The organism is Segatella hominis (assembly GCF_004535825.1).
Classification (GTDB): Bacteria; Bacteroidota; Bacteroidia; order Bacteroidales; family Bacteroidaceae; genus Prevotella; species Prevotella hominis.
Window position 1 is genome coordinate 21,815 of record NZ_SGVY01000003.1, and the last position, 19,909, is coordinate 41,723.

Here is a 19,909-nt window from a genome sequence, read left to right on the forward strand (position 1 = left end):
TATAATAATAAAGAATCATCAAAAACAAGATCATTTTATGAATAAGACATTAATAACATTAGCTCTCTGCATCATGACTCTCTCTGCCATCGCCAAGGACCGTCTGGTAGTGAGCAAGGCACCAGCAGGCATTGAACTAAAGAAAGACTTTCAAGTGCAAGCACGTGTCAATGGAGGAGATTGGAAAGACATCGATACCTACGCCTTCAAGGTGGATAGGGTGGCTGATGCCAAGCACAATGTAGAGGTCACATCCGTAGCTAAGTTTGAATTCGAAGGTAAAGTTGAAATTCAAGTAAAGAGTATTGTTCAGGATATCAAGAGTTTCAAGATCCGTCCGAATTCCTACGGAATAGAGGCTAAGCAGGAGGGCAACACGTTGACATTCTCTCTCAACCGTCCTCGCTACCTCTCCGTAGAAATCAACGGCAACATCTACCAGAATCTCCAAATCTTCGCAGACAACGTATTAGAAAAGCCTAAGGTAAAAAAGAAAAAAGATCTGATGTATTTCGGCCCGGGCGTTCACGATTTCAAGGGCGATTCTATTCACATTGCATCAGGCAAGACTGTCTTTATTGACAACGGAGCCGTCATCAAGGGGTGGTTATCCACCTATGGTTCAAAAGACGTCAAGATTCTCGGTCACGGCATCGTCATGCCAGGAAGACATGAGGGTATCATGGTGAGATATTCCAAGAATGTGTATATCGACGGACCTCTCACCACCCAGTTGCCTATCGGCGGCAGCGATTCCGTAACCGTGAAGAATGCCAAGGTGCTGAGCTGGTATGGTTGGGGCGACGGATTCAACATCTTTGCCAGCAACAACGTGTATCAGGAGCATCTCTTTGCACGTACAAGCGACGACTGTTCCACCATCTACTGCACCCGCAAGAACTATCATGGCGGTTGCAGGAACATTATCATCAAGGACTTTGTGATGTGGGCAGACGTGGCTCATCCTATCATGATAGGCTTGCACAGCGAGACTCCAGAAAACGAAGACATCACCAACGTGCTCTATGATAACATTGACATCCTGGAGCATGCCGAGAACCAGATAGACTATCAGGGCTGCATCGGCATCAACAATGGCGACAACATCCTGGTAATGGGCGTTACCTTCCAGAACTTCCGCATCGACAATATCCGCAAGGGTATGCTCTTCAACATGCGCGTATGCTTCAACAAGAAGTACTGTTCTGCCCCAGGACGTGGCATCGAGGACATCACCCTGCGCAACATCGCCTACACTGGAGAAGCTCCTAACATGAGCATCATCGCCGGTTACGACGAGAGCCGCAAAGTGAAGAACATTCGTTTCGAGAACTTCACCATCAACGGCAAGGTGATTTCGGATGACATGCCGGGGAAGCCAAAGTGGTACAAGACCGCAGATATGGCGAATATCTACGTAAACGACCACGTGGACAACATAAGTTTCAGCAAATAATTTTATCTTTTATAATACTGATTATTCAATAATCAAAAAAGGCTGCACCATTTTTGGAGCAGCCTTTTTCCTATATCGTATTTTATTGAAAACTTTCTATTTAGTTATGATTCCCTCTTTTCAGAATTTAGCAGGAACATTTTTCGGTTTCTGAAGCCTCAAGATCATCTGGATAAAACTTGGTATCATGATACAGAGCGAGAAACCTACAGCGTAATATACAGTCTTCTCATCGCCATGGAAGAGGTCGATGAGTTTACCATCGCTCTGTGGCATGAGATTATTCAAGACATAAGCCATCGTATTGTTCACCCAATGCATCAGAATGCCCGGAACAAGACTTTTGGTGCGATAATACATCCATCCCAAAAGCAAGCCCATCAGGAGGGCATTAATAAACTGCGCCTTATTGCCATGTATCAAGCCAAACGCAGCTGCAGAAATGAAGATGGCAACCCAATGATTCTTCTTGCTTACCATATCAAGCAAAGTACGGAGGATAGCGCCACGGAACACGATTTCCTCTGCCAGAGGTGCCAATATACCAATCGCTACATAGCCCCAAGGCTCCTTCATCAGCGAAGCAAACACCCGTTCGGTATCCGCATCCATCTCGACACCAATCTGCTCATAGACAAACTCCAATGGAATGATAGCGCCCAGAGTAAACAAAGCGACCCACAACAGACTGATCCAAGGCTTTGACTGCAGATAGTTACGGGTAAGGGGAGTCCATTTAGCCTTCAGGAAAATGATGAGGGTGATGACATTACTGAATACCGTAGTCAGCGCCGTCAGGATGGCATTATTTCCCGTACCCATAGCAAGAAGAGTTGCCTGATAACCTTCGCCCTTGACAGCAGCCCAAATGCCTGCTCCAGCATAAGTCAGAAATATCTGTACGACTATAAATATAATAATGTATAAAACTATGTCTGTCAGACCTTTTTTAAAATTAATCTTTGCCATTATCAATCTCCTTATTTAAAAATTCCACTACTGTTTTTTCATCTTCCTTCAACTGTTCTGCCAATTCCTCAGGACTATCAAATTTCTGTTCGCCACGGATTCGCTTGATGAAGCAGACAAGCAGCAGTTGGTCGTAGATATCACCCTCGAAATTGAAGATATGCGTTTCCAGCGTAATCTGCTTGCCATTAAAAGTTGGTCGGTTGCCCACATTCATCATGCCCTGTTTCCAAGTCATAGAGTTCTCCATACGAACCTTTACGGCATAAACTCCTGTGGCAGGAATCAACTGCCCGAAATGCGAGATGTCCAAATTGGCAGTCGGAAATCCGAGTTTTCTTCCCTCATGATAACCATTCACTACTTTACCGATAATGGTATAAGGATAACCCAGACACTGGTTGGCCATCTCTATTTCACCTTCTTTCAGGAAGGAACGGATGACAGAGGAAGAAATATTGATGTCATCTATCCGGAAGGCATCGTTTTTGATGACCTCAATACCCAGTTCTTTGCCGTAGCGCACGTAATCCTCGAAAGTCTCAGAACGGTTATGACCAAAACGATGATCATAACCGATGAACAGTTTCCTAACATGGAGATGGTCATTGAGTATCTTCTGCATAAACTCGCGCGCTGACATGGCAGCCATCGCCTTATCGAAATGCAAGACAACAGCATTATCCACCTCTGTTTTTGAAAGGAGGAGAAGTTTTGAATCGAGCGTACTCAACATCTCCGGCTGATAATCACTCTGCAGCACCTTACGGGGATGTTCATCGAAAGTAATGATGGTGGATTGCAAACCCTCCTGACTGGCGGTTTCTACAAGATGACGGATCAGGAACTGATGTCCACGATGCACCCCGTCGAAGAAACCGATAGTTGCCACGCAAGGCTGCAATTGTACAGTTTCGTTGTAATGTATAGTATTCATTCTATCTTAATCATTGGATTATCTTCTCTTAGCTATCATTCTCTTGAATGCTCTCCACAGCTCGCCCGCCCAAAGCACAACAGAGGTTGAACCGATAATGAGCAGCCACTCGTGAAGTGACAAAGGTGTAGTGCGGAACATTTCGCCACCGAAGGTTACGATGATCCACTGGCCCACTAAGACAAGAACAAGCACTAAGATCATTCCCTTATCCTTCAGGAAATGGCAGAATGCGGTGTGATGACTCATCAGCGCCTTGTCATTGAAGAGGTTCCAGAACTGGATCATCACGAAGGTGGTGAAGAACATGGTCAGCTCATGCACATCTACTCCACCCTTGCCTCTGCGCTCGCAGTAAACCAACAGGGCAAACATCACGAGGAAGAAGACGATGCCGCAGAACAGAATGCCGAAACCGATGCTCTTGTTGATGATGAAATCAGATGCCTTGCGTGGCTTCTCCTTCATCACCTCGTGAGATGGAGGCAATGAGGCGAGTGCCAGGGCTGCAAAGGTATCCATGATAAGGTTCACCCAGAGAATCTGGGTTACCGTCAACGGCATCTCGGTTCCGATGACAGAGCCGCCCAACACCAGCAGGAGGGCTGCCACGTTTACTACCAATTGGAAGAAGAGGAAGCGCTGCAGGTTGCGATAGAGCGAACGTCCCCACATCACGGCGTTGGCGATAGATTTGAAAGAATCATCAAGCAGGGTCATATCCGAAGCCTCTTTTGCCACGGAAGTACCCGAACCTAATGACAAACCCACATGGGCATAGTGAAGCGCCGGAGCATCGTTGGTACCGTCGCCTGTTACGGCAACCACCTCGCCACGCTTCTGGAGCATAGCCACCAGTCGCTGCTTATCGGTAGGACGGGCACGGCTCATCACGCGGATATCCTTCGCCCGTTCGTAAGCCTCATCATCAGAAAGAGCCTCCCACTCTTCGCCCGTAATCATCTGCTGGTCGAGCGAAGTCAGGGAGCCATCTGCTCCAATATTCTCAGGTTCATCTTCGAAGACACCTATCTGCTTACCGATCTCCAAGGCGGTGGCAGCCGTATCACCCGTAACCACCTTCACCTCGATACCCGCATGGCGGCACTCCTGCACGGCAGCAGGAACATCAGGACGGATAGGATCGGTAATGGCTGCAATGGCCTGCAGCTGAAGGTCGTTGGCATCGAGAAGTGCTATCACTTCGGCAGTAGAGGTTCTGGAAGTTCTCATGATAGAAGTTTCTACCTTCTTATAGGCGAACGCCAGGGTTCTCATAGCCTTATGCTGCCACTCATCGAGTTCTTCGGCTGACTGTCTCAGCATTCTATCTTCGATGATGCATTTCTTCATCACGATTTCAGGCGCACCCTTCACGAAGAGATAGGTCTCGCCATCAACTTCTGCCAAGGTTGCCATCATCTTTCTCTCGGTAGAGAAAGGCAACTGCTTGAGCACGTTTACCTGCCTGCGGAGTTCTTCATAATCCTTGCCCTGGGCATCGAGCCAAAGCAGGAGAGCCGACTCGGTAGGGTTTCCGATAGGTTTGCCGTCATTCAATTCGGCTGTAGAGTTGAGGGCGATGGCAGTATCGAGCAGCGCCTCATCGCCCAGCTTGAGTTCCAGGGCGCTCACCTGCATCTTGTTCTGGGTAAGCGTACCGGTTTTATCGGTACAGATTACGGTAACGGCACCCATGGTTTCGCAGGCATGGAGCTTGCGCACCAGATTGTTCGACTTCAGCATTCTTCGCATGTTGAGTGCCAGAGAAAGGGTAATCGCCATCGGCAATCCCTCAGGCACCGCCATCACAATCAGGGTAACAGCCATCATGAAGTATTTCAGCACGATTTCTGCCATATAGAAATAATCCTTACCGCCCCAGGCTGGATTGGTGAGAATATCATGAATCAGGAAGATGAAGAAGGCTGCCACAGATACCACGGAGCCTACCTTGGAAATCATCTTTGCCAACTTATCGAGCTGCATGTGAAGCGGTGTCTCTACCGAAGTCTGTTCGGTAGATTTCTTCGCCACCTTACCAATCTCGGTAGCATCGCCCACGGCAGTAACCACGAACTCGCCCCTACCATTCATCACCATGGTAGAACGGAGGATGACGTTGCGAGGATAGGCTCCATCACCACCGCCCTCCAGAGATTTTTCGGTAACGGGTTCGCCCGTAAGGGTAGATTCATTCATCTGCAGGTCGTTGCAGACGATGAGCTCGCCATCGGCAGGCACCTCGTCGCCCACTTCCACGAGCACCACATCTCCCACCACCACATCGTGACGGGGAATCTCCATCACCTTACCATTGCGGCGCACCTTCACCGGCTGTTCTTCGCTGAGCGCCGTAAGCAAATTAAACTTCTTTGCCGCATCACGCTCAAAATAGAAGCCTACGGTTGTGGCAAGAAAAACTGCCACGAAGATACCGATGGTCTCCATGTAATTCTTTTCGATAAAAGCAAGGATGAGGGATATGAACGCTGCCACAAGAAGTATTTGGATAATCGGGTCGCGATACTTATCCAAATACAATTTCCATAATGATGTACGTTGAGGAGGAGTAAGGACATTACGTCCATGTTGCTCCCTACTCTGTTTTACTTGTTCGTCGGTAAGACCGATTCTTTTGTTTTTGTCTATGTCCATTTCTAAATAGAAATTCTTCTTTGTATATATTGGTCATGCACATACACGTACGCACGCACATATTGGGTGCAAAGATACGTTATTTTTCTGATTCTAAGAAAATTTTTAAGATTTTATTTGGTTATTTGCTCAAATTCTATTATCTTTGCACTCGAATTTGAATAAAATTCCCGGACTTGTAGCTCAGTTGGTTAGAGCAACAGACTCATAATCTGGAGGTCCTAGGTTCAAGCCCTAGCTGGTCCACTCTGAAAATCAAGCAGTTAAGCAGAAATCGCTTAACTGCTTTTTTCGTTTTAGAAAACATGTTTGAAACTACGAATTCAAGCTTGCAGAAAGAATGCATCTTCAAAAAGCAACACCGTAATTCCTCTTTCAAAATTTGGTGGTTTCAATTATTTGCCGTATCTTTGCGCCATACAAATAGGAGAAAGGATTATGGCAAACAAGGAATACAGAAAGCTGCCTACAGGCATACAATCTTTCTATATCATCAGAGAGGAAGGGTATCTCTATGTTGATAAGACTGACATGGTTTGGAATTTGGCGAACAAAGGTCTAAAGTATAATTACTTGAGCCGCCCTCGCCGATTCGGAAAGTCTGTGCTCGTTGATACGCTCCAATATTACTTCGAAGGAAGAAAGGAACTCTTCGAAGGACTCAAAATCATGGACTTGGAGAAGGATTGGAAAGCATATCCTGTGATTCGACTCGACATGAGCCGTGGAGGAGCCAATGTAGAAACCTTGCGTTCGTACCTGAATCTGCGATTCGGATACTACGAGGAGAAGTATGCCATCACTCCTGACCCTACCACCCAACTTGCCGACCGCTTTGATGCCATCATTACGACGGCATACAAACAGACGGGCTTGAAGGTTGCCATCCTCATCGACGAATATGATTCTCCACTCCAGCACTCTTGGAAAACACCGGAACACGAAGCATGCACCGAGGTATATCGTGAAGTCTTTGCCATTTTAAAGGCAGATGATGAATACGAGCGTCTGGTCTTTATCACGGGCATCACCAAGTTTACGCAGATTTCCCTTTTCTCCGTGCTCAACAATTTAACCAACATCAGTTTCCTACCAGAATATGCAGCCATCTGCGGCATTACTGAGGAGGAGATAAAAGAGAACTTCAAGCCTGAACTTGAAAAAATGGCAGAGGTGAACGGATGGACTTTGCAAGAAACCCACGACAAGCTGAAGGACTACTACGACGGTTACCATTTCAGTCGCCGAAACATGGTTGACATCTACAATCCTTTCAGCCTTATCAATGCGCTTGATACCCAGGATCTCAACAGTTATTGGGCATCATCGGGAGCCACATCCATGCTGACGAAGTTCATTAAGGATGCAGAGTTGCGCCTACCTGATTTTGAGGATTCCATGATTCTCCGCAACACCTTGGAAACTTCCGATGTTACTGGTGGAGGACCAGAACTCTTCTTATATCAATCAGGTTATCTCACCATCAAATCGTGCGTAGGAAATGTCTATCACTTAGGCTTCCCAAATGAAGAGGTAAAACAGGCGCTATACGAATGCGTACTGCCTGCATTGACCATGCGACAAGAGGCTGATACACAATCTCTGCAAGCGCAGTTGTACCAATATCTTGAATACAAAGAGTTAGACAAGGCGATGAAAGTGCTTAAAGCATTGGTTGCCGATGTGCCTTACAGCAACAAGAAGTTGGCATCCATGGATATGGAAGAGCGTTACCGACTGATCATCAGTACCATCTTGAATGCCATCGGTTTGAAGGTGGAAGTAGAGCACATGCTTTCTACTGGCAGAATCGACCTCGTTGTCAAAACAACTCATCACATCTATATAATAGAACTGAAGTTAAGAAACAATGGAGGCAAGGAAGCTGCCATTAAGCAAATTCAAGACCGCCAATACCTGGAGCCTTTCAAGGCCGACAAGCGAGAGGTAGTAGGCTTAGGCATAGAACTAAACGAAGAAGGCAAAGGCATTTTGGATTGGGAGATGGTAAATGAAGAATGAAGCAACAGCATAGTCATACTTAACAAGAGGGGTCACTGGGTTCTTGCTCAAAAGCTGCTTCTGCATAAGTTAAACAAATTTTAGTATAGCACATCCACACGCTTTTGCAAGTGACCCAAAAATTAAACATTTTTATTAACAAATATATATTTAAGTTCCATTTCCTCTAAAGAAGTGCAAGTACGAACTCTAACGATGCGCTTTATTAAGGTCTAATGATGCGCATCGTTAGGTGTTAATGATGCGCATCGTTAGGTACTAAACAAGCGCATCGTTAGATCATGTGGATTTTTTACCAGTTATATTACTGAAAATCAGTAAATTACACTCCATTTCAAGACTGCGAACTCTTGCCGCCAACAGGAAGAACAGAAATATAAAAGTTTGTTTCATCATTATATTGTATCATTAAACTATGCTATTGTAAAGTACAAAAACTTTTACAATAAATGAACTATCTTTTGCCCTCTGCTTGGGCAATTTTACACCCTATGCAAACAAAAACATCTCTATAGGCAGCCGATGTTCACTAACCTGCAGCGATGCGTCTCGAAACACGATTTTTCTCTGCTTTTCATGGTTTTGTAACAAATTAATCGTACCTTTGCAAGCGAATTTAAAACATATTACAATATTATCAAGTGAAGAAGATTATGAACAAATTCTTTAAACTTATCTTCGTGCTTTGCGCCTTCTGTGGCATCACACAAGCACAACCAGCACGACCAAAATTGGTTGTAGGACTGGTGGTTGACCAAATGCGTTGGGATTATCTCTATCGATACCAAGACCGTTATTGCGAGGGAGGCTTCAAGCGATTGCTGAACGAGGGATTCAGCTACGAGAACTGCCGCATCCCTTATATCCCTTCCGTCACCGCCATCGGTCATACCTCCATCTATACAGGTTCCGTACCTTCCCTCCACGGCATTGCCGGCAATAACTTCATGAAGGATGGCAAGAAGACATACTGCACTGAGGACAACTCCGTGAAGCCTGTAGGCTCCAATGGTAAGGCTGGCTTGGAGTCACCTCGCAACATGTGGTGTACCACCATCGGCGATGAGCTTCGCATCGCCACCAACGACCGCAGCAAGGTCATCGGCGTTGCCATCAAAGACCGTGCCGCCATCCTCCCTGCTGGTCATCATGCCAATGGTGCCTACTGGTACGACCCAGAGGTAGGCAAATTTATCACCAGCAGTTTCTACATGGACAAGTTGCCTGCATGGGTGAGCAACTTCAACAGACAGAACTTACCTAAGAAGTATCTCTCTGAAAAATGGAACACCCTCTATCCTATCGACACCTACAAGCAGAGCACTGCCGACGACACCAACTATGAAAGGGAAGTGAAGCCAGGCGTTAAGCCAGTGCTTCCACTCGACCTCCCTGCCTTATACAAGAAATATGGTTACGACATCCTCCGCAGCACTCCTTTCGGCAACAGCTACACTCTGGAAATGGCAAAGGCGGCGATCGCAGGCGAGAACCTTGGCGGTGGGAATGAGACCGACTTCCTTGCCGTGAGTTGTTCCTGCACCGATGTCATCGGTCATCAGGTAGGACCTAACGCCGTAGAGATAGAAGACACTTACATCCGCTTGGACAAAGACTTCGCAGATTTCTTCAACTATCTCGATCAAAAGGTGGGCAAAGGCAATTACACTGTGTTCCTCAGTGCCGACCATGGTGGCATGAACAATGCCCAGTTCTTGCTCGACCGCCGCATCCCTGCTGGCGACTGGAACACCAAGACAGCCCAGAAGGACTTGAACGAGATGCTCAAGGCAAAGTATCCTTCAGCAGGCAATCTCGTGACTTGGGTATCCAACTATCAGGTGTTCTTCGACACCCAGAAGATAGATTCCCTCTCCCTCGACTACAATGCCATCAAGCAAGAGGTGGTGAACCGACTGAAAAAAGACAAGCGAGTGCAGTATGCTTGCGATATGGAAAAAGCATCCATCGAGAGCATCCCTGAGGAAATCAAATATCGCATCATCAACGGCTACAACCGTGAGCGCAGCGGTGGCGTACAAGTTATCCTGAAGCCTGCCTACTACAGCAACGGAATGAAGGGAACCACCCACGGCGCATGGAATGGCTATGACACCCACATTCCTTTGGTATTCATGGGATGGGGCATCCAGCATGGAGCCAGTACCAAGCCATGCTACATGACCGACATCGCACCAACCGTATGTGCCCTGCTTCATATCCAGGCACCTAACGGCTGCATCGGCACACCGATATTCTAAATAAAAAGCAAAAAGCTGGATAATAAATAAAGGTTAGGTTCCCCAGAATCGGGAAGCTAACCTTTATTATTTTCTATTCAAAAGAGAAACTCTTTTATGCTTCATGCATGATTGTATTCTTTCATGCATGATTTCCCTAATCATCATTCATGATTTTCATATATTCCTCGTAGGAAATATATCTGCCACCCATCGACTTGAGATGAGCAGTTTCCAGCTGACAGTCTATCATTCTTCCTCCATGTTCTTTCATAAAGCGAGCTAAGAAGATGAGGGCAAGTTTGGAGGCTGACGGAACCTTTGAGAACATACTCTCACCAATGAAGACCTTTCCGATGGTTACTCCATAAAGACCACCTACCAGTTCATCAGTCTCCTTGTCCCAAACCTCTACACTTGCAGCAAACCCCTGTTCATGGAGATTGGTATAAGCCTGTATGATGTCCATGCCCAACCAGGCGCCATCCTCCTCGTTGCGGTGATTGCTTTTAGCGCATTCCATGATTACCTGATCGAAAGCCTCGTTGATGCCCACAGAATACCTGTTCTTATTCATGAGCGTCCGCATCGAATGGCTCACATGGATTTCATCGGGAAAGATGACAAATCTCTTCATCGGACAAAACCATAATGGCTCCTCCTGGTCTCTAAAACTGTACCAAGGGAAAATGCCATTGCTATAAGCTAACAGCAGGCGGTCTATACTCAAATCACCGCCCACAGCAAAGCATCCGTCTGATTCGCCAAGATGGGGATCTGGGAAGTAAATCTCATCAGCAGTATCATCTATCTGAAATATCATAACTCAAAACTATAGTCTTTAGCATTATTTCTTTAAAGGACGAACATCCTTGATGATGAGTTCCTTGCCGTCAAAGTCAACGATACCCTGACCGCCCTTCTTCAACTTACCGAAGAGCAAAGCCTTCACTAAAAGCGGTTTCAGACGATTTCCGATGACGCGGTCCATCTCACGGGCACCATACTCCTTGGTAAAGCCCCACTTCAGCATCTGCTCGAAAGCAGTATCCGTCAGACTAAGACTCACACCTTTGGCAGCCAACTTCTCATCAAGCTGACGCAGTTTCTTATGGAGAATCAACTCTGCCATGTGCTTATCCATATCATTGAACACCACCATATCAGACAGACGGTTGATAAACTCAGGCTTAAAGGTTTTCTTCACCTGTGCAAGCATCGCATCACCACGGGAAACATTACTGTTGAAACCTACATTTGACTGTGAAGCATACTGAGCTCCAGCATTTGAGGTCATGATGAGAATCACATTACGGAAATCAGCCTTCTGTCCCTTATTATCGGTTAATCGGGCATAATCCATCACCTGGAGCAGGATGTTATAGATATCGCTATGCGCCTTCTCTATCTCATCGAGCAGGAGTACACAGTTTGGCGTCTTGCGGATGGCATCGGTCAGGAGACCTCCATCTTCATAACCCACGTATCCGGCAGGCGAACCGATGAGTTTAGCCACGGTATGCTTCTCGGTATATTCACTCATATCAAAGCGTACCAACTCTATGCCGAGTTCCTTAGCCAACTGTCTTGCCACCTCGGTTTTTCCCACTCCGGTAGGTCCCACAAAGAGGAGCGAAGCCAATGGTTTGTCATCATCTATCAAGCCTGCCTTTGCCATCATCACAGCCTCAACCACCTTATCTACCGCCTTATCCTGACCATAAATCTTGTCGATCATACGCTGCTGGAGCGTTGCCAAAGCATCGTTGTCCTCATCCTTGATGGCAGCTGCGTCAATCTTACAAACCTTGGTAAGAATCTGTTGGATAATCGCCTTGGTAACGTAAGAACGCTGGCGATATTCCACAGGATGCACCTCCAGATAAGCACCCGCCTCGTCGATGAGGTCGATGGCCTTATCAGGCAGACAGCGGTTGCTGATGTATTTGGCACTGGCACGCACAGCATACTCTAATGCATCCTTGCGGTAAGTCACGCCATGATACTTATTATACTTATATTGCAATCCCTCCAATATCTTGATAGTCTCCTCCTCAGAAGGTTCCTTGATGTCTATCTGCTGGAATCTGCGGGTAATACTCTTGCTCTTAGACATATAGCGGTTGTACTCCTCGTAAGTAGTAGAGCCGATAAAGCGGATGTCACCAGCCTCCAGATACTGCTTGAGCATATTGGAAGCATCCAGACTGCCGTCAGAACCACGTCCGGCACCAATGATATTATGAATCTCATCAATATAGATGATGACATTACCTTCATTGGCTGCACCAGCCATGACCAGCTTGATGCGTTTCTCAAAATCACCACGATATTGGGCACCAGCCAACATCTGTCCGATGTCCATGCTGTAGATGCGGGCACCTTTCAGACGATCAGGCACCTTATCTTCATTGATAAGTTTGGCAAGCCCATAGACCAAAGCCGTCTTTCCTACTCCCGGTTCACCAATATGCAAAGGATTATTCTTCTCTGCACGGCAAAGCACCTGGATGGTACGATCCAGTTCCTGCTCTCTTCCGATGAGCGGATTATGTTCATCCACTTTTCTGGAGATACAAGTTACAAGCTGGTGCCAGTCATCCGGCATATTACGCCCTTCTTCGTCATAATCATCATCATACTCATCGTCCATTTCATCTGACATGATACCTGTATCAGAAGCATCACCCTCAAGAGGGTAAAAGCTATCTACGCTGGCAAGGAATTCTCCCTGTCTGTCGCCAATAGCCTTTCCCAACAGGAATGCTGCCTCTGAATTTTGCAGCCCTAACATCGCCTGCACGAAATGAGTCACGTGAACCAGTTTTCTATCTGCAGTCACCGCCAGGGCACAAGCTGTACCAAACATCGTCTTGAAAAGAGATGAAGGTTCTGGCAAATATTTAATTGTTGAAGGAACCCGCTCCTGTTTGGCAAGCCAATTCACCAAATCCTCATGCATTTTCAAACAGTCCACGTTTTCCTCCTGAAGAGCCTGACAGAAAGAGAACTGTCGCAAGAGTGCCAAGAGCAAGTGCTCCGGCATGATAAACTCATGGTCGAAGAATCGCGCTTGCTTGAGAGCATCATCCATCAAGGCACTCATATATCGGGTCAATCCCATACTATCCATCGTAATAACTTCCTTTCTTTTTAGGTGGGAATTTCCCACATTTTGTTTTACTTATTCTGGCATGTAAGTAAGCTTCAGCGGATACTTTTGTGAGCGAGACCGCTCCATGGCTTTCTCCACCTTGCTCTTGGCAATATCATAGCTATAAGTTCCCACCACGGCTTTTTCTTCATGATGTACCTTGAGCATGATTGTTTCTGCCTCTTCAGCCGACTTGAAGAAGATGGACTGAAGGATGTCCACCACAAAATCCATCGGTGTGAAGTCGTCATTAAACATCATCACCACATAACGTCTTGGTTCCTTTAATCGGGTCTTCTGACGTTCTCGAATTGCTGTTTGTTCTTGAGCCATTGTTTCGTTTATTGTTATTTAGTATAGGCATTTACGATTTCCACCACATAGACATCGTGGAATCCACCTTTCTCTCCATACCATTGCAAGAGACTCTTGTCGAGAAATTTCTCAGCAGTCATTGTATCCTTGAAGAGCTTACGGCACTCGAAGGTCATGCGAGCCTTCTCGAAAGCAATGCTTCCGTTGTCGGTTGCCACAGGTGTCAAACCAGTCTCCTTCGCCTTATCGAAGTCACGTCCACTCTTAGAACCACAGAAATTATAAATCTTGCGAGCCTCCTCGTTCTTACCGAGGAAAGAGAGTGTCAAGTATTCATTTTCCTCTATCAACCCATGAGTATAACGTTCTGGGCGAATAAAGATGACAGCCACAGGCTTGTTCCACAACCATCCGAGGCATCCCCAAGAAGCAGTCATCATATTAAACTTATCCTTGTTGCCTGCAGCCACCAAGATCCATTCCTTGCCGATAGTCTCGAACACGTTATCATTGAGCGTTTTAACATCAAACTTTTCCATTTGCTTATTCCTTTCTTATATACCTTGTTTAATTATAAATTATAGGGGTAGATGAGCAATATCCATGCCATTTTCCTCAGAAGTTAATGCAAAGATAGTATTTTTATCCGAAAGTCCATTGCTTTCTGAGGATTTTTTCTTCCTCTATATTTAGATAGGACTAAACTTAAATATCGGTTCCGCCAACATTTCGGGTTGAAGGTACATTAACATATAAATCGGATAATAGAGAATCCTGCCGACGACCTCAACATTGCCATTGGAGAACACGATAGCATGAGGAATATCATACTCCTCATTACCCATCACATTAGAAAGTGCATTATGTCGCTTATAATCCTTACCAGACTTGATTTCTATTGGCAGCACCTTTCCCTTATCCTCCACCACAAAATCCAGCTCACCTTGCTTTTTATTATTAAAGTAGTAAAGAGCATAACCATGAGCACGAAGTTCTTGGGCTGCAAAATTCTCATAGATGGAACCATAATTGATTTCTGACTTGCCAGTAAGCAAGTCAATGGCTATATTGGCAGCATATTGACTCGCCAACAACCCCACATCACTCAGAAATAACTTAAACAAATTTCTTTGCTCACCTAGCTTCAAAGGCAAGCGTGGTTCTTCTACATTATATGTAGGCAGAGCTACGCCAGCATCGGCAAGCCACAAGAAAGAGTTCTTGTAACGTTCAAACTTTGCCTTTTCATTCAATGCTTTCAAGATAAACCGTTTATTCTTGGCATTCAACTCCGAAGGAATCAAGTCAAAGATGTCTTTGATATACAACTTGTTCTTAGGGTCATACTTAGCGATGTCCTTTCCATAAAGATGCAAGATAGCTCTTTGCGCCTCTCTAACCACTTGCAAATTGTTGGTTACAATATATTTCTGAACGGCCTCAGGCATTCCGCCAATGATAAGATAGAGCCTAACGAGGTCATTCATTTTGTCATGCACCACCTCATCCACCACTTTGCGTTGTTCATAACACTCTTTCACATATTTCATCACATCAGCACTCATCCCCACAGCCTCGGCAAACTCCTCAAAGTCAAGCGGAAACATTTCTTTCTCTGCCATATAGCCAACTGGCACACTTCGAATATCTTTCAACTCTACCCCTAATAATGAGCCACTCATCACATAGCGATAACTGCCCTCATCCACCAAAAACTTAATGGCCGTCACCATCTCAGGGCATTCTTGTACTTCATCAAAAAAGATAAGCGTGTTCCCGGGAACAAGTTTCTTCTCAGTCAGAGCCGAGAGACGCAATAGAATTTCCTTTGCGTCCGTAGGTGTCTTGAAAGCTTTCCTACACTCAGGACTATTAAGGAAATTCACTTCCACGACATCTGCAAAACATTCTTTTCCAACCTTGCGGATAGCGAATGTCTTGCCAACTTGACGAGCACCAGAAATAAGAAGAGCCTTCTTCTCCGTCTCGAAGAAATTACGTAAATAACAGTATATCTTTCTATTAAGCATATTCTTGTTACTTTTTCCAACCATTATCTGGCAGAATTATGGAGCTTTTCCAACCATATTTCGAGCAAATTCTGCCACTTTTCCAACTTTAACACGCTGCAAAGATAGTATTTTTATCCGAAAATCCATTGCTTTCCGAGAGATATTTTCAACATTTTTCCATGGTTTATGCCGAAAAGTTTGGAAGTATAGAATATTTTTCTTAATTTTGCCAATGATAAGGGGCTTGTGGCACCTCAACAAATAAAGGAGCAAAGCCTAAGTAATAACCAAAACGTGAAGTAAGAAACAGAAAGAAAAGAATAACGACGCAGCATCGGGTTTGCTACCCTATCCCCAATTTGTATGGCGGATGATAGTCTTATGGCTTATCCACATACAGCAAATTCAGGGGATACAGATAACAATAAAATTAACCAAAGCGTCGCCGTTCGATATATTTTTTTAAGATATTGAGCTTTTAGCTCTTGTTCTCCGAACTTCGAATACCGCCAATTTTCGCACGTGAGAGCAAGCAGATAGAAGGTTCATGCCTCTTTTGGCGTGGGCCGTTCTGTGCTTGTGTACGTGCGAGGTCACTTGGCGGTAACCTGAAGTTCGAACAAGCCACGAACGGCTACACGCCATTTTTTATTCATAGAAAATGAAACAGATTATACTAACATTATTTGCCATCCTTTGTTTTAGTCTTGGCACATACGCTATAGAAGCAGATGGCATAAATTATGATTTGACAAGTGCTTATGATGAAAATGACAAGTATATTGGAGAAGTTGCCTATGTTGCCGAAGGAGAGTATTCTGGCGATATAACAATTCCTGCAGAAATCCAATATTACGACGAGTGGGAAAAGAAAACTTACACTTATAAGGTTTGTAAGATAGCTGATAATGCTTTTAAAGATAACAACAACATAACAAGCCTCAACATACAAGCAGCAGTCAAGGAAGTTAATGTCAACTCTTGTGTCAATCTTAAGAGCCTCACTCTTCCTAACTCTGTCGAAACCATAGATTGTGATTACTGCAAATCCCTTACAAGTATAACCATCCCAACAAGCATGACATGTATTCATTCTTTGAAAGGATGCAGTAGCATCACATCTCTTACCATTCCTAAAAATATTACAACAATTGACGATTACGCCTTCAACGGAATGGAGAATCTGAAAAGCATTACAATAGAAGATTGTGATGACATACTAAACTTCGAAGGAGATCCTTTTGGAAGCGAGAGTAATATTGAGTTACTTTATCTTGGACGTAATATCAACAACACATCTTGGTTTAAGTCATTGAAAAGCATAGAGTTGGGGGTAAAGTTTACTAAAATATATGACGAAATGTTTATATATTGCTCCAATCTGACAACTTTCACAGCAAGAGGACCTATCACTACTGTCGGCAAGAGTGCCTTTTTGGGTTGTTCTTCTTTGACAACGATAAATCTCCCACAAAGCATTACCACGATTGAAGAATATGCGTTTGACGCTACAGGACTAAAGACAGTCAATCTTCCTCAATCTTTAACTTACATAGGTAACCATGCCTTTTCGTATTCGGCCTTAACGTCAATTGTCATACCTGAAAATGTGACTTCTATTGGCGAAAGTGCCTTTAATGGTTGTTCTGCACTGACTGACATTCAACTACAAAATGGCATCAAGACTATAGAGGACAACTCATTCGAAGAATGTACAAGTCTTACCTCCATAGTCATACCCAACTCCATTACCTCTTTGGGTAAATCTGCTTTCAAGCATTGCGAAAGTCTTACATCTGTCACATTTAGCGACAATCTAAAGGTCATTCCTGCCTATGCCTTTTATGAATGCACAAAATTGCTTTCCATCAATTTGCCAGAAGGCTTGGAACGCATTGAGAAGTTTGCATTCATGAACGACAGCAAGGTTACTAATGTCAAATTACCAGCTTCTCTCAAATACATTGGTCCTGCAGCTTTCAGCGAGTTCAACAAGTTGGAGGAACTGCATTACGAAGGTCAACTTAGCGACTGGGTAAAAATAACTTTTAATGACTACGACATAAACGAAGAAGGTGACGGCGGCTCTTATTACCCACTTGATACCAACCCCATTTCTTATACCAAGAACTTCTACCTCCGCAATGGAATGCAATTGAAAGACATTGTATTCACAGCAGACATGGATTCCATTTCCCCTATGGCATTCTATGGTTATAAAGGCACTATCGACAACGTTACGGTAGCTTCAGGCATCAAGCACTTGCGCATTGGCAAAAATGCGTTTACTGGCGTAACGGCTACCAATCTTATTATCGGCACAGACTTGCAAAAGATTACGGGTGCTCTTCCACAAGGCAAAAATGTAAAATATGCAGGAAGCATGAAGCAATGGTGCAACTTGGAACTTACAGCAAGTCCTATTGCTGCAGACGGAACAATCAATATAGATGGACAAGACTTGGGTACTCACTTGGAAATTCCAGAAGGCATCACTCGCATACCTAGCAATCATTTCTGCAAGTTAGGTTTTTCAACCATTTCCTTACCTTCCACATTGACAGAAATTGCTGATAATGCTTTCAATAATTGTGGAAATGTAAAAGAAATCATATTACCAGCTCAGATTACAAGCATAGGAGCAAGTGCTTTTTATGGATGTGATATTCTAAAGAGTGTTTCAAGAATGGAGCCAAAGGCAAAGAGTGCGAATACTTTATCTATTGGGAATGATGCTTTTGCATATTGTTGGTATCTCGAAGACATCAACCTTGGCAACATAGATTATGTTGGTAACGGAGCCTTCGATGCAACAAAATGGTATCAAAACCAACCTGACGGGTTGATGACGATTGGCAATACCATCTATAAATATAAAGGCGAGAACTGTATGCCAGCGAACACAATCATCAATGTACCAGAAGGCATCAAGTACATTTCTTATGAGGCATTTAAAGACCAAACAAACCTTATTGGTGTAACGCTTCCCTCTACTCTTCAATCAATAGGAAAATATGCTTTCTATCATTGCTCGCTCAATGAGGTAAGTCTCCCTGCCAACATTACAGAAATCAGCGAGAATGCTTTTTATTGGAACAACATCAGTAAGTTGACCATTCCATCTACTGTAAACAAATTGCAGAGTCACGCTTTTGGTAACAATCCGATAGAAGAACTAACTATTGACGACAGCGAGCAAGTTTTGAGCATCGATGGTTATCAAGATTTTGGCACAAGTCTAAAAAGAGTTTACTTAGGTAGAAACCTTGAAGGTATGGTAAATTATGGTTTAAAATACAATGAAACCTTTTACAACAACTCAATAGAAAAATTAACTCTTGGAAAGGATGTTACAGAATTTTATCAAGACTTGTTCACTTGTTATGACTTGAAACAAATAACTTGTCTGTCTATAGTTCCTCCTATAGTTGATAAAGAAAATTACTTGGTATTCAGAGATACACATTACCAAAATTGCACTCTTTACGTTCCTGCCGAAAGTTTGGATGCCTATAAGAATGCACAAGTTTGGAAAGATTTCTTGAATATTTCGGGCACTGCTACTGGCATCAATGGTGTTATCACAGATGACAAGGATGCAGACATCATCTACTACGACCTTGAGGGTAGAAAGATTCAGAACCCTGTAAAGGGACATCTTTACATCACCAACAAGGGTAAAAAGGTAGTGTTCTAAGATTCATGAAGTCATAGCCGTCAGGTTATGCACCATACATCCATCCCTCTCAAACAAGGGCTTTCCGGCTCTTGATTTGGGAGGGATTTCTCTTTCTCCCCTAAGAATGTTTATTAAAAGCTGGCTAACTGGGTCAACACGTATTAACAATAACGCTAAAAGTAGTCAACTAAAATCGTTAAACCACCCAGAATTGTTCACATTCCCCTATATATTTTATGTTCAGCAACGTTGAACATAAGTTCAACAATGCCGAACACAAGTTCAACGTCGACGAACATAAACTTCTTGTAGGTATAAGATAATAGTATTACGGAAGAGTGAATCATATAACCTATCTAATCTAAACACATCATACAAGGGACAGTAAACACATCCATGCAAAGGACCGTTTTGCAAAAAAATCGAATTTTATTTGGTCAGGTCTGTTATTATCAGTACCTTTGCAC

At 44.2% G+C, this 19,909-nt stretch carries 12 protein-coding genes and 1 tRNA gene; 5 read left to right on the plus strand and 8 right to left on the minus strand.

Going from position 1 to position 19,909, the window contains the following annotated elements; all coding sequences use genetic code 11:
- Positions 1-37: 37 nt before the first annotated feature.
- The gene (locus EXN75_RS01430; protein WP_134842514.1) at positions 38-1,456 is read left to right on the plus strand and encodes a glycosyl hydrolase family 28 protein; all 1,419 of its coding nucleotides are present in this window, start codon (positions 38-40) and stop codon (positions 1,454-1,456) included.
- A gap of 120 nt (positions 1,457-1,576) precedes the next feature.
- Here the strand turns inward: EXN75_RS01430 and EXN75_RS01435 are convergent, their stop codons facing one another.
- Genes EXN75_RS01435 through EXN75_RS01445 form a run of 3 tightly spaced genes read right to left on the minus strand, consistent with a single transcriptional unit; the run spans position 1,577 to position 6,020 of the window.
- Positions 1,577-2,425, minus strand: coding sequence for a CPBP family intramembrane glutamic endopeptidase (locus EXN75_RS01435; protein ID WP_134842515.1), 849 nt, complete (start codon positions 2,423-2,425; stop codon positions 1,577-1,579).
- On the minus strand, positions 2,412-3,362 hold the full coding sequence (locus EXN75_RS01440; RefSeq protein WP_134842516.1) for a bifunctional riboflavin kinase/FAD synthetase: 951 nt from the start codon (positions 3,360-3,362) through the stop codon (positions 2,412-2,414). Before EXN75_RS01440 ends, EXN75_RS01435 begins: the two co-directional genes overlap by 14 nt.
- An 18-nt stretch (positions 3,363-3,380) precedes the next feature.
- A complete protein-coding gene (locus tag EXN75_RS01445; protein ID WP_134842517.1) occupies positions 3,381-6,020 on the minus strand; it encodes a calcium-translocating P-type ATPase, PMCA-type in 2,640 nt (879 codons plus the stop codon).
- A 172-nt stretch (positions 6,021-6,192) separates the two neighbouring features.
- Between EXN75_RS01445 and EXN75_RS01450 the strand changes: the two genes are divergently transcribed.
- The 3 genes from EXN75_RS01450 to pafA all read left to right on the plus strand — a co-directional run bounded on the left by EXN75_RS01450 (position 6,193) and on the right by pafA (position 10,303).
- Positions 6,193-6,266 (plus strand) — tRNA-Ile (locus tag EXN75_RS01450).
- A 192-nt stretch (positions 6,267-6,458) separates the two neighbouring features.
- Positions 6,459-8,042: an ATP-binding protein gene (locus EXN75_RS01455; protein WP_134842518.1), complete on the plus strand. Its 1,584-nt coding sequence runs from the start codon at positions 6,459-6,461 to the stop codon at positions 8,040-8,042.
- A 653-nt stretch (positions 8,043-8,695) separates the two neighbouring features.
- Positions 8,696-10,303, plus strand: a complete 1,608-nt coding sequence (gene pafA / locus EXN75_RS01460) for an alkaline phosphatase PafA (RefSeq protein ID WP_134842519.1) — start codon at positions 8,696-8,698, stop codon at positions 10,301-10,303.
- 136 nt (positions 10,304-10,439) lie between these two features.
- On the opposite strand, the gene aat is transcribed toward pafA, so the two are convergent.
- From aat to EXN75_RS01485, 5 genes are all read right to left on the minus strand, one after another.
- Positions 10,440-11,105 carry a leucyl/phenylalanyl-tRNA--protein transferase gene (gene aat / locus EXN75_RS01465; RefSeq protein WP_134842520.1) on the minus strand — a complete coding sequence of 222 codons (666 nt, stop codon included), beginning with the start codon at positions 11,103-11,105 and terminating at the stop codon, positions 10,440-10,442.
- A gap of 24 nt (positions 11,106-11,129) precedes the next feature.
- Positions 11,130-13,388, minus strand: coding sequence for an AAA family ATPase (locus tag EXN75_RS01470; protein WP_408005911.1), 2,259 nt, complete (start codon positions 13,386-13,388; stop codon positions 11,130-11,132).
- Positions 13,389-13,466: 78 nt separating this feature from the next.
- Complete coding sequence (locus tag EXN75_RS01475; RefSeq protein ID WP_118119195.1) at positions 13,467-13,769, minus strand: ATP-dependent Clp protease adaptor ClpS; 303 nt, start codon at positions 13,767-13,769, stop codon at positions 13,467-13,469.
- Between the two features lie 14 nt (positions 13,770-13,783).
- Positions 13,784-14,290 carry a flavin reductase family protein gene (locus EXN75_RS01480; protein ID WP_134842522.1) on the minus strand — a complete coding sequence of 169 codons (507 nt, stop codon included), beginning with the start codon at positions 14,288-14,290 and terminating at the stop codon, positions 13,784-13,786.
- 150 nt (positions 14,291-14,440) lie between these two features.
- A complete protein-coding gene (locus EXN75_RS01485) occupies positions 14,441-15,781 on the minus strand; it encodes an ATP-binding protein (RefSeq protein ID WP_118119204.1) in 1,341 nt (446 codons plus the stop codon).
- 643 nt (positions 15,782-16,424) lie between these two features.
- Here EXN75_RS01485 and EXN75_RS01490 point away from each other — a divergent pair.
- A complete protein-coding gene (locus EXN75_RS01490) occupies positions 16,425-19,460 on the plus strand; it encodes a leucine-rich repeat domain-containing protein (protein WP_118119188.1) in 3,036 nt (1,011 codons plus the stop codon).
- Positions 19,461-19,909 lie beyond the last annotated feature (449 nt).

Bases quoted from the DNA above. Each gene is read 5' to 3' on its own strand.
- EXN75_RS01470 (WP_408005911.1), bottom strand. From the start codon at position 13,388: ATGAGTGCCTTGATGGATGATGCTCTCAAGCAAGCGCGATTCTTCGAC.
- aat (WP_134842520.1), bottom strand. From the start codon at position 11,105: ATGATATTTCAGATAGATGATACTGCTGATGAGATTTACTTCCCAGAT.
- pafA (WP_134842519.1), top strand. From the start codon at position 8,696: ATGAACAAATTCTTTAAACTTATCTTCGTGCTTTGCGCCTTCTGTGGC.
- EXN75_RS01490 (WP_118119188.1), top strand. From the start codon at position 16,425: ATGAAACAGATTATACTAACATTATTTGCCATCCTTTGTTTTAGTCTT.
- EXN75_RS01435 (WP_134842515.1), bottom strand. From the start codon at position 2,425: ATGGCAAAGATTAATTTTAAAAAAGGTCTGACAGACATAGTTTTATAC.
- EXN75_RS01430 (WP_134842514.1), top strand. From the start codon at position 38: ATGAATAAGACATTAATAACATTAGCTCTCTGCATCATGACTCTCTCT.
- EXN75_RS01475 (WP_118119195.1), bottom strand. From the start codon at position 13,769: ATGGCTCAAGAACAAACAGCAATTCGAGAACGTCAGAAGACCCGATTA.
- EXN75_RS01480 (WP_134842522.1), bottom strand. From the start codon at position 14,290: ATGGAAAAGTTTGATGTTAAAACGCTCAATGATAACGTGTTCGAGACT.
- EXN75_RS01485 (WP_118119204.1), bottom strand. From the start codon at position 15,781: ATGCTTAATAGAAAGATATACTGTTATTTACGTAATTTCTTCGAGACG.
- EXN75_RS01445 (WP_134842517.1), bottom strand. From the start codon at position 6,020: ATGGACATAGACAAAAACAAAAGAATCGGTCTTACCGACGAACAAGTA.
- EXN75_RS01440 (WP_134842516.1), bottom strand. From the start codon at position 3,362: ATGAATACTATACATTACAACGAAACTGTACAATTGCAGCCTTGCGTG.
- EXN75_RS01455 (WP_134842518.1), top strand. From the start codon at position 6,459: ATGGCAAACAAGGAATACAGAAAGCTGCCTACAGGCATACAATCTTTC.